This is a genomic window from Rhizobium sp. HT1-10, assembly GCF_049472505.1.
Taxonomy (GTDB): domain Bacteria; phylum Pseudomonadota; class Alphaproteobacteria; order Rhizobiales; family Rhizobiaceae; genus Rhizobium.
Genome location: NZ_JBCEBQ010000005.1, coordinates 223,243 through 237,151, shown reverse-complemented (window position 1 = coordinate 237,151; position 13,909 = coordinate 223,243). Strand labels below are relative to the sequence as shown.

The 13,909-nt window shown below is 61.7% G+C and carries 16 protein-coding genes; 12 read left to right on the top strand and 4 right to left on the bottom strand.

The features are described from left to right. Positions 1 to 140: 140 nt before the first annotated feature. The 5 genes from purC to VH564_RS15495 all read left to right on the top strand — a co-directional run bounded on the left by purC (position 141) and on the right by VH564_RS15495 (position 2,639). Positions 141 to 905 (top strand): phosphoribosylaminoimidazolesuccinocarboxamide synthase, encoded by a 765-nt coding sequence (gene purC, locus VH564_RS15515; protein ID WP_423340745.1) that lies wholly within the window; start codon positions 141 to 143, stop codon positions 903 to 905. Between the two features lie 17 nt (positions 906 to 922). Continuing rightward, the gene (gene purS / locus VH564_RS15510) at positions 923 to 1,165 is read left to right on the top strand and encodes a phosphoribosylformylglycinamidine synthase subunit PurS (protein WP_423340744.1); all 243 of its coding nucleotides are present in this window, start codon (positions 923 to 925) and stop codon (positions 1,163 to 1,165) included. Positions 1,166 to 1,184: 19 nt separating this feature from the next. Next, positions 1,185 to 1,358 (top strand): hypothetical protein, encoded by a 174-nt coding sequence (locus VH564_RS15505; RefSeq protein ID WP_423340743.1) that lies wholly within the window; start codon positions 1,185 to 1,187, stop codon positions 1,356 to 1,358. A 79-nt stretch (positions 1,359 to 1,437) separates the two neighbouring features. Then, on the top strand, positions 1,438 to 2,109 hold the full coding sequence (gene purQ, locus VH564_RS15500; RefSeq protein ID WP_423340742.1) for a phosphoribosylformylglycinamidine synthase subunit PurQ: 672 nt from the start codon (positions 1,438 to 1,440) through the stop codon (positions 2,107 to 2,109). 116 nt (positions 2,110 to 2,225) lie between these two features. After that, entirely contained in the window at positions 2,226 to 2,639 is a 414-nt protein-coding gene (locus VH564_RS15495; RefSeq protein ID WP_423340741.1) for a hypothetical protein, read from the top strand. A 7-nt stretch (positions 2,640 to 2,646) separates the two neighbouring features. Here VH564_RS15495 and VH564_RS15490 read toward each other — a convergent pair whose 3' ends face one another. Further along, a complete protein-coding gene (locus VH564_RS15490; protein ID WP_423340835.1) occupies positions 2,647 to 2,796 on the bottom strand; it encodes a DUF1127 domain-containing protein in 150 nt (49 codons plus the stop codon). A gap of 188 nt (positions 2,797 to 2,984) precedes the next feature. Between VH564_RS15490 and VH564_RS15485 the strand changes: the two genes are divergently transcribed. The 4 genes from VH564_RS15485 (at position 2,985) to VH564_RS15470 (ending at position 7,734) form a co-directional block, all read left to right on the top strand. Next, the gene (locus VH564_RS15485) at positions 2,985 to 4,403 is read left to right on the top strand and encodes a PLP-dependent aminotransferase family protein (protein WP_423340740.1); all 1,419 of its coding nucleotides are present in this window, start codon (positions 2,985 to 2,987) and stop codon (positions 4,401 to 4,403) included. 222 nt (positions 4,404 to 4,625) lie between these two features. Next, positions 4,626 to 5,126 carry an acyloxyacyl hydrolase gene (locus VH564_RS15480; RefSeq protein ID WP_423340739.1) on the top strand — a complete coding sequence of 167 codons (501 nt, stop codon included), beginning with the start codon at positions 4,626 to 4,628 and terminating at the stop codon, positions 5,124 to 5,126. Positions 5,127 to 5,253: 127 nt separating this feature from the next. Then, positions 5,254 to 7,485 (top strand): phosphoribosylformylglycinamidine synthase subunit PurL, encoded by a 2,232-nt coding sequence (gene purL / locus VH564_RS15475; RefSeq protein ID WP_423340738.1) that lies wholly within the window; start codon positions 5,254 to 5,256, stop codon positions 7,483 to 7,485. Positions 7,486 to 7,500: 15 nt separating this feature from the next. After that, a complete protein-coding gene (locus VH564_RS15470; protein ID WP_423340737.1) occupies positions 7,501 to 7,734 on the top strand; it encodes a BolA/IbaG family iron-sulfur metabolism protein in 234 nt (77 codons plus the stop codon). Positions 7,735 to 7,751: 17 nt separating this feature from the next. Here the strand turns inward: VH564_RS15470 and VH564_RS15465 are convergent, their stop codons facing one another. Next, positions 7,752 to 8,903, bottom strand: a complete 1,152-nt coding sequence (locus VH564_RS15465; protein ID WP_423340736.1) for a hypothetical protein — start codon at positions 8,901 to 8,903, stop codon at positions 7,752 to 7,754. Between the two features lie 295 nt (positions 8,904 to 9,198). Between VH564_RS15465 and grxD the strand changes: the two genes are divergently transcribed. The 3 genes from grxD to VH564_RS15450 all read left to right on the top strand — a co-directional run bounded on the left by grxD (position 9,199) and on the right by VH564_RS15450 (position 12,192). Further along, on the top strand, positions 9,199 to 9,531 hold the full coding sequence (grxD, locus tag VH564_RS15460) for a Grx4 family monothiol glutaredoxin (protein ID WP_423340735.1): 333 nt from the start codon (positions 9,199 to 9,201) through the stop codon (positions 9,529 to 9,531). Positions 9,532 to 9,667: 136 nt separating this feature from the next. Then, positions 9,668 to 10,897, top strand: a complete 1,230-nt coding sequence (locus VH564_RS15455) for a multidrug effflux MFS transporter (protein ID WP_423340834.1) — start codon at positions 9,668 to 9,670, stop codon at positions 10,895 to 10,897. 11 nt (positions 10,898 to 10,908) lie between these two features. Then, positions 10,909 to 12,192 carry a multidrug effflux MFS transporter gene (locus VH564_RS15450; RefSeq protein WP_423340734.1) on the top strand — a complete coding sequence of 428 codons (1,284 nt, stop codon included), beginning with the start codon at positions 10,909 to 10,911 and terminating at the stop codon, positions 12,190 to 12,192. An 11-nt stretch (positions 12,193 to 12,203) separates the two neighbouring features. Here the strand turns inward: VH564_RS15450 and VH564_RS15445 are convergent, their stop codons facing one another. Both VH564_RS15445 and VH564_RS15440 read right to left on the bottom strand, forming a co-directional pair. After that, positions 12,204 to 13,028: an inositol monophosphatase family protein gene (locus VH564_RS15445; protein WP_423340733.1), complete on the bottom strand. Its 825-nt coding sequence runs from the start codon at positions 13,026 to 13,028 to the stop codon at positions 12,204 to 12,206. Between the two features lie 22 nt (positions 13,029 to 13,050). Further along, positions 13,051 to 13,878 carry an inositol monophosphatase family protein gene (locus tag VH564_RS15440; RefSeq protein WP_423340732.1) on the bottom strand — a complete coding sequence of 276 codons (828 nt, stop codon included), beginning with the start codon at positions 13,876 to 13,878 and terminating at the stop codon, positions 13,051 to 13,053. Between the last annotated feature and the right edge of the window lie 31 nt (positions 13,879 to 13,909).

Below are 13,909 nucleotides of genomic sequence, written 5' to 3'. Positions count from 1 at the left end.
CGCATCGATCGCGACGGCAGCCGGATTTGGGGGAAGGCAAGGCAGGCGCATTGTGAATCCCCTTCTTTTCCTTTATGGGGACGCCACGAGATTTATCCACTTGCGCCATCCCAAGGGCGCCAACGACAGAGAATAACAAGATGAACCGTCGCCGCCGTGTGTACGAAGGCAAGGCAAAGATCCTTTACGAAGGACCCGAGCCTGGCACGCTGATCCAGTTCTTCAAGGATGACGCAACCGCCTTCAATAAGAAAAAGCATGAAGTGATCGACGGCAAAGGTGTGCTCAACAATCGCATCTGCGAGTATATCTTCAATCACCTCAACAAGATCGGCATTCCGACCCATTTCATCCGCCGCCTCAACATGCGCGAGCAGTTGATCAAGGAAGTCGAGATGATTCCGCTGGAGATCGTCGTGCGCAACGTCGCCGCCGGCTCGCTCGCAACCCGCCTTGGCATCGAGGAAGGCGTGGTTTTGCCGCGCTCGATCATCGAATTCTACTACAAGTCCGATGCGCTCAACGACCCGATGGTGTCGGAAGAGCACATCACGGCCTTCGGCTGGGCAAACCCGGCCGAGCTTGACGACATCATGGCGCTGGCCATCCGCGTCAACGATTTCATGACCGGCCTCTTCCTCGGCGTCGGCATCCAGCTGGTCGATTTCAAGATCGAATGCGGCCGGCTGTTCGAAGGCGATATGATGCGCATCATCCTTGCCGACGAAATCTCGCCGGACTCCTGCCGTCTCTGGGACGTTGAGACCCACGAGAAGATGGACAAGGATCGCTTTCGCCGCGATTTGGGCGGCTTGCTCGAAGCTTATTCCGAGGTCGCCCGTCGTCTCGGCATCATCAATGAAAATGAGCCCGTGCGCGGCACCGGCCCGGTTCTCGTCAAATAGAAGACAGGAAGACAGCAGTGATCAAGGCACGCGTTACCGTTACGCTGAAAAACGGCGTTCTCGATCCCCAGGGCAAGGCAATTGAGGGCGCGCTCGGTGCACTCGGTTTTTCGGGCGTCGACCAGGTCCGCCAGGGCAAGGTATTCGATGTGATGCTCGACGGCACCGACAAGGTCCGCGCTGAGGCTGATCTCAAGGACATGTGCGAAAAACTGCTCGCAAACACGGTCATCGAGAATTATACTATTGCTCTCGACTGAAGGTTGCGGAGACAGTCCAGTGACTGAGCTGAAGCAGGAATCAATGTACGAGCTGGTGACGCGAATCCAGAAGGACATTTCCTGCCTCAAGCAGGGCCAGCGAGACTTCAGACAAGAGATGTCGAGCGTGCGCGGACAGGTCCACTTGTTGCAGGTGATCTCAATGATCTGCGTAACTCAGTCAACCAAATGAATGTTCGTCTCGAACGCATCGAAACACGCCTAGAACTTCTTGAACTCGCCGAATCCCAAGCAAGGTTTGAACCGCACCCATGAAATCCGCCGTCGTCCAGCTTCCAGGCCTCAACCGCGACCGTGACATGATCGCAGCCCTGACAAAGATCTCCGGCGTTGCGCCGATTACCGTCTGGCAGACGGAAACGGATATTCCGGATGTCGATCTGATCGTCATTCCCGGTGGGTTTTCCTATGGCGATTACCTGCGCTGCGGCGCCATTGCCGCCCGCATGCCGGTAATGCAGGCGATCAAGCAGAAAGCCGAACAGGGCGTCAAGGTCCTGGGCGTCTGCAACGGCTTCCAGATCCTCGTCGAAGCCGGCATGCTGCCGGGCGCATTGATGCGCAACGCCTCGCTGAAGTTCGTCTGCAAGGAAACCAAGCTCGAAGTCGTCAATGCCGATACGGACTTCACCCGGGCCTACGCGCAGGGTCAGATCATCCGTTGCCCGATCGCCCATCATGACGGCAACTATTTCGCCGATCCGGAAACGCTGGCTGCCATCGAAGGCAATGGCCAGGTGGTCTTCCGCTATCTCGGGGACGGCAACCCGAACGGTTCGGTGAACCACATCGCCGGAATCATCAATGCCAAGGGCAACGTCCTCGGCATGATGCCCCATCCGGAAAACCTGATCGAGGCCGCCCATGGCGGCACGGATGGACGCGGCCTGTTCGCTTCCGCCCTCGACGTCATCGCCGCCTGAGACATTCCCGACATTATGCCATCAACGGCGCATTCTCCCTGAATGCGCCGCAAAGGCCGTCTATTCGGCTCGCGACCGGCTGAGCCAGTTCGGCCCGACATATGGAAGACAGATCGATGCGCATTTCAGCCAATGGAATATTCACCGCCAGCGCCCTCACCGCCTTGGCGATCCTCGCCGCATCGTGCCAGTCGAAGCGGGCTCCGGTGGCAACGAATACGCAGCCCCGGACGGCTTTGTCGACCATGGAGCGCGTTGCCATCGCCGCCCATGGCTGCTGGTTCAAGTCATCCGATCCTGCCTTTGCGCGCTACACCATGGCGCCCGAGCTGAACTCCTTCACCGGCCGGCCCCGCTTTCTGGTGGTCGAGCGCAACCAACCGACGGGACGTCCGGTGCTGGTCGTGCAGGCCGAAGGCAACCCCGCCAAGCTTGAGGCCTTCGGGCCGCTGATGAGCGGGCCGGAGCAGGCACGCATCTCTTCCGACATCAACCGCTGGGCCAGCGGAACCAAGAGCTGCCAGGCCTAAAGTCCGGCTACCGCCAGAAAGATGACTTTGCCGCCTCGCGTCTGACATCGTCGGGCGTGAGGCCGACGTCGCGCAGCTGATCCGCGGTAAGGCTGCGGAGAGCTGCCCGGCTGAGCCGTTTTGCGCGCCTGTCGGAAAACTGCTCGAGAATTGCCATAGCCGCAGCTCGCAGTATGCCAAACCAGTCGGGTGATTTCGTGCTAGGCGTTTCCGATTCCGCGCAGATTGTATCAATTGAACCCATGACCGCTCTCCTGCCTGGAATATGCTGAGCGCAAGACGTTACTTCGCTCCCATTGCTCCGTAATCTTGACAGCCGACACGTACAATGTAAGCATTGTCACCATGACAAATTGGCTTCCAGATATTTCAAGCGGCAGCGGACCGGTCTATGTGCGGGTTGCCGACAGCATCGAAAATGCCATCAGCCATGGCGTTTTGCCGCCCGGGGCCAAGCTGCCGCCGCAACGCAACCTCGCCTTCGATATCGGCGTCACCATAGGGACGATCAGCCGCGCCTACGCGTTGGTGCACGAGCGCGGACTGGTGGCAGGCGAAGTGGGGCGCGGCACCTATGTGCTCGACCGCGAGCATAGCCGGCCGATCACGCAGACCGATCCGATTACCCAGGCTTTGGCGGGCACGCGCGGCATCGAGGCGCCGGGCGCCACCATTCGCTTCGATACGACCGCAGCACCGGACATCGGTCAGGGCGAGATTATAGGCCGGCTGTTTGCCGACATCAGCCGGGAAAAGAGCCTGGAGATTTCATCCTATTCGCGCAGCTTCCCGGCCAGCTGGTCCCTGGCCGGACAGGCCTGGCTCACCCGCAACGACTGGCAACCGGCTGTCGAGAATGTGGTGCCGACGCTGGGCGCACATGCAGCCGCGATCGCCGTCATCGCTGCGGTGACATCGCCGGGAGACAAGATTGTCTTCGAGAATCTCACCTACACGCAGGTCAGCCGCGCAACCCGCCTGCTGGGTCGAAGATCCATTCTCGTCGAATCCGATGAGCATGGGATCGTCCCCGACGATTTCGAGCGGTTGTGCCAGCAGCAGCATCCTCGCCTCGCCTTCCTGATGCCCACGGCCCATAATCCGACGCTGACGACCATGCCGGAGGCAAGACGTCGCGCCATAGCCGCGATTGCCCGCCGGCACAGCGTCTGGCTGATCGAAGACGACATCTATGGCGGCATGACGGGCGACCCGACCCCTTTGCTGGCCAGTATCGCTCCGGAGCGGACATTTCTCGTCAGCGGCCTGTCCAAGGCCGTCACTGCCGGTGTGCGGGGTGGCTGGGTTGCCTGTCCGCCGCATTTCGCCCAGCGGGTCAAGGTGACGCACAAGATGACGACAGGCGGTTTGCCGTTCATCCTCGCCGAAACCGGTGCGCGCCTCGTCCATAGCGGCCATGCCCTGGCGCTCCGCGGCCGCACCGTCGCCGAAATCGCCACCCGGGAGGCGATGGCGCGGGAGATCTTTGCCGGGTTCGATTTCCAGTCGCATCCGAACATCCCCTTCCTGTGGTTGAAGCTGCCCGAGCCTTGGCTGTCCGGAACATTCAAGAATGCAGCCCTGGCCGAAGGCGTGCTGATCGATGATGAGGACGAGTTCAAGGCGGCCCGGACGGAGAATGTCTACCACCGGGTCCGCGTCGCCTTTTCCTCGCCGCAGCGGCGCGAGGATGTCGCCGCAGGCTTCATGACGCTCAGACGGCTGCTTGAAAACGGCTCGGCCGGCTATGACAGCGACAGCTAACGCAACTGTGGCATTTTGGTGTCAGAAACGTTAAAATTGCGACGGGCCGCTTTGCTGTTCTTTACCGAAAGCAACTGGATGGTACGAATTGGTTGCGTTGCCGATTCGGGCGGCGTTCATCTAGGGGTATACATGCGCCCGTACGCAAATTCACGCAGCCGCACTTTGGCCGGCCTAGCGATTTTTCTTGTTCTGTCCAGTTCGGCAAGCATGGCGGCGGACATGTCGCAGGCGGCGGCGGAGCCGAAAATATTCGATGAACTGCGCTTCGGTGCCAGCGGTTCCATCGCGACGGGGCATAACCACGAGAACGGCGTCTTCCCGGAAGTCCAGCTTCTCTTCAATCCCTTCGGCTACAATCCGGACGGCGACTGGAAGGATCAGCTCACCCATCCGCGGATCCATCTCGGCACCTCGATCGGAACGGGCGGGTCGGCGGACCAGCTTTACAGCGGCCTGACCTGGACGATGACCTATTCCAGCGGCATCTTCACCGAAGCAGGCTTCGGCGGCGTCGTGCACAACGGCAATCTGACGGCGGAGAACGATGGCCCAAAACTCGGCTGCCACCTGTTGTTTCATGAATATGTCGGCGCCGGCTACAAGTTCGACAATAAATGGAGCGTGATGGCGCAGGTCGCCCATTCCTCGCATGCCGACCTCTGCGATGGTCCGAACGGCGGCATGACCCGCGCCGGGCTGCTGGTCGGCTACAAGTTCTGATCGACAGGCGCGATCTTGCCTTTCCTGTGTGATGGCCGCCGCGAGCGGCCATTTTCCTGTCGCACGATCAGGTCACATGCGCTAAAGAGACCCTAAATCCCCTTCCGGTCAGGACTCTTCAGCGCTCATGGCTCTTTCCAATACCATTCAGATCACCCCCGAACTCATCGCCGCGCACGGCCTCAAGCCGGACGAATATCAGCGCATTCTGGATCTGATCGGTCGGGAACCGAGCTACACCGAGCTCGGCATCTTCTCGGCGATGTGGAACGAGCATTGCTCCTACAAGTCCTCGAAGAAATGGCTTCGCACCCTGCCCACGACAGGTGCCCGCGTCATCCAGGGCCCCGGCGAAAATGCCGGCGTCGTCGACATCGATGACGGCGATTGCGTCGTCTTCAAGATGGAGAGCCACAACCACCCGTCCTACATCGAGCCTTACCAGGGAGCTGCCACCGGTGTCGGCGGCATCCTGCGCGACGTCTTCACCATGGGCGCCCGGCCGATCGCCGCCATGAATGCGCTCCGCTTCGGCGCACCGGATCATGCCAAGACCCGCCATCTCGTGTCAGGCGTCGTTGCCGGCGTCGGCGGCTACGGCAACGCTTTTGGCGTGCCGACGGTCGGCGGCGAGGTCGAGTTCGACGCGCGCTACAACGGCAACATTCTGGTCAACGCCTTTGCGGCCGGCCTTGCCAAGTCGAATGCCATCTTCCTCTCGGAAGCCAAGGGCGTCGGCCTGCCGGTCGTCTATCTCGGCGCCAAGACCGGCCGCGACGGTGTCGGCGGCGCGACGATGGCGTCCGCCGAATTCGACGAGCAGATCGAGGAAAAGCGCCCGACCGTGCAGGTCGGCGACCCCTTCACCGAAAAATGCCTGCTGGAAGCCTGCCTCGAATTGATGCTGACCGGCGCGGTCATCGCCATTCAGGACATGGGCGCTGCCGGCCTCACCTGCTCGGCAGTCGAGATGGGCGCCAAGGGCGATCTCGGTATCGAGCTCAATCTCGACCTGGTGCCGGTGCGCGAAGAGCGCATGACGGCCTATGAGATGATGCTTTCGGAAAGCCAGGAGCGCATGCTCATGGTGCTGCAGCCGGAAAAGGAAGACGAAGCCAAGGCCATCTTCGTCAAGTGGGGTCTCGATTTCGCGATCGTCGGCAAGACCACGGACGACCTGCGCTTCCGTGTCCTCCATCAGGGCGAGGAAGTCGCCAACCTGCCGATCAAGGATCTCGGCGACCAGGCACCGGAATATGACCGCCCCTGGCGCGAATCCGACAAGCGCGCAGCCCTGCCCGCCCATCTGGTCGCAGCGCCCGAGGATTACGGCCAGGCGCTGCTGCAGCTGGTCGGCTCCGCCAACCAGTCCAGCCGCCGCTGGGTCTACGAACAATACGACACGCTGATCCAGGGCAATTCGCTGCAGCTGCCGGGCGGCGACGCCGGTGTCGTGCGCGTCGAGGGCCATCCTGCCAAGGCGCTGGCCTTCTCCTCCGACGTCACCCCGCGCTATGTCGAGGCCGATCCGTTCGAGGGCGGCAAGCAGGCGGTTGCCGAATGCTGGCGCAACATCACGGCGACAGGCGCCGAGCCGCTGGCCTCCACCGACAATCTCAACTTCGGCAATCCGGAAAAGCCCGAGATCATGGGCCAGTTGGTCGGCGCCATCAGGGGCATCGGCGAAGCCTGCCGGGCCCTCGACTTCCCGATCGTGTCAGGCAACGTCTCGCTCTACAACGAGACCAACGGCGTTGCCATCCTGCCGACCCCGACCATCGCCGGCGTTGGCCTCCTGCCCGACTGGAGCAAGATGGCCCGCATCGGCAGCGCCTCGGACGGTGATCATATCGTCATGATCGGCGTCGACGGCAGCCATCTCGGCTCGACGATCTACATGCGCGACATTCTCGGCGACACCAGCGGCCCTGCCCCGGAAGTCGACCTGTTTGCCGAACGCCGCAACGGCGATTTCGTCCGCTCGGCCATCCGCAACGACCAGGTCACCGCCTGCCACGACATTTCCTCAGGTGGACTGGTTCTGGCACTGGCCGAAATGGCGATGGCCTCGGACAAGGGCCTGGAGATCACGCTCGGCGAATGCCGCGGCCAGCCGCACGCGCTTCTGTTCGGTGAGGACCAGGCCCGCTATGTCCTGGCTGTGCCGCCGGCCATCGCCGACTTCGTCTGCATCAACGCCGAAAATGCCGGCGTGCCGTTCCGCCGCCTCGGCAAGGTCGGCGGCGATGCGCTGGTCATCGACACGCTGCTGTCGGTGCCGGTTGCCCGGTTGCGCGACGCCCATGAATCGTGGTTCCCTACCTTCATGGACGGCAGCGCCTTGGCCGCAGCAGAGTAAGGGGAGCAGACGACGATGGCCATGAAACCCGGCGATATCGAAGACATGATCAAGGCCGGCATTCCCGGCGCCACGGTGACGATCCGCGATCTTGCCGGCGACGGCGACCACTATGCGGCGGAAGTCGTCTCCGAGGCATTCCGCGGCAAGACGCGCGTGCAGCAGCACAAGATGGTCTACGACGCATTGCAGGGAAACATGGGCGGCGTCCTGCACGCCCTGGCGCTGCAGACGTCAGTGCCGGAGTGACCTCCGGTGCCGGTTCGTCAGAGAACCGGCAAATTCTTGGTGGTAAACTCAGTGAAGCTGGTGGCCGGCAGTGGGCCGGCCGTCATCAGCGTGAAATCGAAGCTCGATTTCAGATCAGGCCCCAGCACATATTGCCGGTGGACGCGCAAGAAATCGCCCTTGATCTTCTTGTAGTGGATATCGCTGAGCATCGTCTTGAAGCGGATAAGGATGATATCCGCCTGCCGCGCTTGCACGTGGCCACAGAGCGCCACGACCTTCGCCTTATAGAAGTGGATTGCATCCGTCAGGCAGTGCACGTCGATCCAGGCGATGTCGGGACATTTTGCGATGAGGCCGACGCGGGCGCGAAGCACCGTCGCCGATCGAAAGAGCGCGCATTGCAAGATGGCGCTGCCGAGCGTCGCGAAAACGATACGCTTGCCGGCAAACAGTGCCGGTTCCCGTTCGAGCAGGGCGCCGACGACATGGGCGGCAACGCTCGACCCCATGCTATGTGACGATACCAGATATTCGTCGGCCGGCTCCTGGAGCGCCAGCCGGACCTCCGAGGCGCAACGCTCGATCCAGCCATTGGCATCCAGCCCGCGCAAACCCGCCATGGCGACGGCCATCTCCCAGTCCGAAAACAGATGCAGCGTGTGCAGGCGCTCCGTCAGCGGCAGGAAAACATAGAGGAAAAGCAGGATGGCCACCGGCACGCTTAACAGCTGCGACCAATGGCCGAGACCAGCATCATAGGGAATGGTTGCAACAAGCACCGCCAACAGAAGCCCTGCCAGAATCAGCAGGAAGGGAAAGACGAAGAACAGCCCGAATCGCCAGGCGTGACGGAAGTAACCGACCATCCCGCCACCGACGGCCACGCGCAGGGCGGCAAAATAGCCGAGCACCAGGCGCGTCACCAGATTGCGCCGATTCAGCTTTCCCACCAGATCGTTGTGATCGAGGATATGGACCCGGCTGTCCGTCTGCCAGGTCTCGCCCCTGCTGCTGACGTCGAAGTAGGACGAGGTTGAGAGCGCGCGCAACTCGCCGACATCCGTGGCATATCCCCACACGGTGGCGCTCTGCTTTGCAGAGCGCGCGTAACGGGCCCTGTGAGCCGCCGCATCGAGCGGCTCGAAGCCCGGAAAATGCAGGACGACGCGCTTTTTAACCTGTGTCATGGATGTCCGTGGATATTGGTGGAACGTTGCTGATCCGGCAATCCGCATCATGCGGGCTAACCAGACACGGCAACGAGACTTGCTAGACGAAGCTGGGAGATATTCATAGGGAGAAGTCTTTTAGATTTCCTCAGCGACGGAATGGAAAGATGAAAAGTGCTGGTTTCTGCGCTTCACTGGCATGCGAAAAAAGCTCTTGCCCCGCTATTGCGGCTGGAATTTGAGCGACCACATGCTATGTAATACGAACAATTGAAGATGTGGGCCTTCAACCCGCATGTGAAAGGATGATCTCATGACCGGCATCAACGACCTGATCGACAACGAAGTGAAGAGCAGCGACGTCGTTCTCTTCATGAAGGGCACACCGCAATTCCCGCAGTGTGGTTTCTCCGGTAAAGTCGTCCAGATCCTCGATTACATCGGCGTCGACTACAAGGGCGTCAATGTATTGGCCGACCCTGAAATTCGCCAGGGCATCAAGGAATATTCCAACTGGCCGACCATTCCCCAGCTTTACGTCAAGGGTGAGTTCATCGGCGGTTGCGATATCATCACCGAAATGTTCCAGGCTGGCGAATTGCAGCAGCATTTCCAGGAACAGGGCGTCCCCGTACGCGTTGCCTGATCGGTCATCGGGCGCTTGTCCGATCTCCATAGTCCCGCCTTCCAATAGGCGCTGCCGTCAGGCGGCGCCTTGATCTGTTTATGGGAATGAATCCGTGGCGAATGATCCTGAAGCCGTGTCCGTCGGTGGTATCCCCATGGGCAAACGCGAGTTCATCGCACTCGCCGCCCTGTTGATGGCCCTCAATGCGCTGGCGATCGACATCATGCTGCCGGCGCTGCAGCAAATCGGCGCCAGCCTCGGTGTCGAGAACGAAAACCACCGGCAATATATCGTCTCCGCTTACCTGATGGGCTTTGGCGGCGCGCAGCTGATCTATGGGCCGCTCGCGGACCGCTTCGGCCGGCGCGTGCCTTTGATGGTCGGCGTGCTGATCTACATATTCTCGGCTCTGGGCATTGCGTTCATTCCATCGTTTGCAGGTCTCCTGACGCTGCGCTTCGTGCAGGGGATCGGAGCGGCAGCCACCCGCGTCATCACCATCTCCATCGTCCGCGACATCTACGGCGGGCGCCGGATGGCGGAGGTGATGTCGCTGATCATGATGGTGTTCATGGTCGTGCCCGTCATCGCGCCCGGCAGCGGCCAGATCATCATGCTGTTCGCCAGCTGGCACGCCATCTTCCTGTTTATCGCGGCGATCGCCTCCTGCGTCCTCGTCTGGGTCTACTTGCGCCTGCCGAACACGCTGCGGGCGGAGGACGTCCGCCCCTTTACGGTCAAGGTCGTCTCCCGCGGCTTTGCCATCGTGCTCACCAACCGCATCGCGCTCTGCTACACGCTGGCCAGCACCTTCATCTTCGGTGCCTTGTTCGGCTTCATCAATTCGGCGCAGCAGATCTATGTCGGCATCTACAAGCTTGGCGTCTACGCGCCACTGGCCTTTGCCGGGGTGGCGCTGTTCATGGCCTCGGCCTCCTTCGCCAATTCGCAGCTGGTCGGTCGCTTCGGCATGCGGCGCCTCTCGCATGCGTCGCTGGTCGGCTTCTCGGTGATCACCTTCGTTTGGCTGATCGTGCAGCTCTCCTATTCGGAGCCGATGCCCTTCCCGCTGTTCATCGTGTTCTTCGCGCTCGTCATGTTCCAGTTCGGATTGATCGGCTCGAACTTCAACTCGCTGGCGATGGAGCCGCTCGGCCATGTCGCCGGAACCGCATCCTCCGTCCTCGGCTTCATGAGCACCGTCGGAGGTGCTTCGATTGGCGCTGCCATCGGCCAGGCCTTCGACGGCACCGCGACGCCGATGGTGGTCGGCTATTTCACGGTGTCGCTGATCGCCCTTGGCTTTGTGCTTTATGCCGAGCGCGGCAAGCTGTTTCAGCCGCACAATGCGCCTGTTGTCACCGATCCCACCCTCGCCCATTGATAGGCTGACCCATGACCCAGGCAGAAACAACGACAAACGTGGCGCCGACGGGATCGGAGCGCATCGGTCTCGGCCTGGTGGAATTCATCGTCACCGTCGCCCTGATGACCGCCAGCGTTTCGCTTGCGATCGACAGCATGCTGCCGGCGTTGCCGAACATCGGAGAGGCACTCGGTGTGCCCACTGCCAACGACACGCAGCTGGTGATCGGCGTCTTCTTCCTGGGCTTCGGTCTGGCACAACTCGTCTTCGGCAGCCTGTCCGATACCTATGGTCGCCGCAATATCCTGCTCGGGGGCCTGGTGTTCTATGTCATCACCATGTTTGCCGCCGCCTGGACCGGCAGCTTCACCGTTCTGCTGGCCCTGCGCTTCGCGCAAGGCGTCGGCGCTGCCGCCGTCCGTATCACCACCATGGCCATGGTCCGCGACTGCTTTGGCGGCCGCGAGATGGCGCGTGTCATGTCCTTCGTGATGATCGTCTTCATGATCGTGCCGATCGTTGCGCCAGCCCTCGGCCAGCTGATCATCACCTTTGCAAGCTGGCCCTGGATCTTCATTCTTCTCGGCAGCGCCGGCGCAATTCTTTTTCTCTGGGCATTTATGCGCATGAGAGAATCCCTTCCGCTCTCCGAGCGGCTGCCGCTGTCGACCCGTTCGGTGCTGTCAGGTTTCCGCACGGTGCTGACAAACCGCGTCACCTGCGGCTACATGCTGGGTATGACGCTGTTTACCGGCGTCATCTGCGCCTATGTCATGTCCGTCCAGCAGGTCTTCGGTGAAGTGTTCGGCCTCGGCGAATGGCTGCCTCTGGCCTTTGCGGCAAGCGCCGGCGGCATCGCCGTCGCCAATTTCGCCAACGGCTTCTTCGTGCGACGCTTCGGGATGCGGCGCATCTCCCATGCGGCCATGATCCTGTTCACCATCATCGCGCTCGGCGGCCTGGCCGTGTCGCTGGCACGTCCGCCGAGCTTCGTGGTGACTTACCTGCTGATTTCCACGCTGCTGATCATGTTCGCCGTCATCGCCACCAATTTCACGGCGATCTCCCTGGAGCCGATGGGGCATCTCGCCGGGACCGCCACCGCGATTACCGGCTTCGTCTCCACGACGGGCGGCGCCCTGGTCGGCGGCGCCGTCGGACAGATGTTCGACGGCACGACGCGGCCGCTCTTTGCCGGATTTGCGATCTTCGGGGTGCTGACGATTGCAGCCGTCCTATGGGCTGAAAAAGGCATACTGTTTACCCATCCGGGCGACGACCCGCAACTTGATCCCGCCGCTATGCACGGCTGAGCGCGGCCGGGTCAGAGCGTGAAGACTTCCTGCCTGAGCATGTCCCAGGATGCCTTGTCCGGCGTCAGCAACAGGCCGCCGTCGAAATGGTGCGGCAGGTAGCGCGATCCGTCGAAGCGCGCCGCATAGGCGCCGGCCTCCTCGCTGATCAGCACGCCGGCCAGATGGTCCCAGGGCAGGATCTTGTTGTACATGGCGTAATGCACATGGCCGCCGGCGAAGGTGCGGTACTCGTGGGCGGCGCAGCGATAGTTGCTGGCAAATCGCACCTTGGCGAGATTGCCCATGACTTCGGCGCGCTTGCTCTTGTCGATGAATCCTGTCGAGGCAAAGCCTGTCATATGCTCCAACGCCACCGGCGCTGCCACCTTCAGCCGCTCCGCCTCGCCGCTCGGCCGCCGCAGCCAGGCGCCTGATCCCTTTTCCGCCATCACCCAATCGTCGCCCATAGGATCGAAGATGATGCCGGCGACAGTTTCGCCCCGCACCACCACCGAGGCCATGACGCCGAAGGCGGGCACGCCGGCTGCAAAGTTGAAGGTGCCATCGACCGGATCGACGATGATGGCGAGATCGGCGCCCTCGAGTTTGCCGAGGAGATCGGGATCGGCCGCGACCGATTCCTCGCCGATGAACACGGCGTCAGGCCAAAGCCTCTCGACCTCGCGCTTGATCATCCGTTCGGCCTGCTCGTCGGCCTCGGTCACCAGATCGGTGGCTTCAGACTTGATGCGGATATCGCCGGCCCCGAGGCGGCGGAAGCGCGGCAGGATTTCGGCCTGCGCCGCGTCCCGCAGCAGGTTAGCAAGGAGTGTGATGTCGACGGCGGCGGTCATGGCATTGTTCCTTGATTGGATATCAGAGACCGATGATCTCTCGGCGGACTGTCTCCCAGCTCTCCCGATCGGCAGCGGCGATGATGCCGCCGGTCATTTCTCCGGGCCGGTGGGCTGAGCCGTCATAGTGTGCGCTGTAGCCACCGGCTTCCCGGTGGATCAGCAGCCCGGCCAGGTGATCCCAGGGATTGAGCTTCTGGTGGGAGACGAAATCGATCTTGCCGCAGGCCAGCATCCAATACTCATAGGCCGAGCAATTGTAATAGAAACTCATACGGAGCTTGGCCATGTTGCCGGCGATGCGCGAGCGCTCCGGCTCGCCCATATGAGCCCAGGCAACGATGCCAGTCATGGCGGAAATGGGTTTCGGCGCGGCGACCTTCAGGCGTTTCGAGCTGCCGTTTCGCCGCTTCAGGTGGGCGCCGCCACCTGCAACGGCGGTGATGGTGTCGCCAAGTATGGGATCATGGATAATGCCCGCCACGGTCTCGCCATTGGCGACGACGGCCAGGATCGTGCCGAACATCGGCAGGCCAGCGGCGAAATTGAAGGTGCCGTCGACGGGATCGATGACGAAGGCAAGCTCCGCATGGTTCAATGCCGGCACCACCGAGCGATCGGTATCATAGGCCTCTTCGCCGACAACAAGCGCCTGCGGAAACCGCTGCCGCAGGGCTTTCGTGATGCGCTCCTCGGCGAGCAGATCGGCCGGGGTGACGAGATCGATGGCAGATGTCTTCTCGGCGATATCGCCGTCCACCAGATTGCGGAAACGCGGCATGATCTCCGCCTCGCCGGCCTGCCGGACCTGTTCGATCAGAAAGGCGATGTCGTTGTCGTTGATAGCCATGGATACCGGTTTCCTCACACTCTGCTGCGCT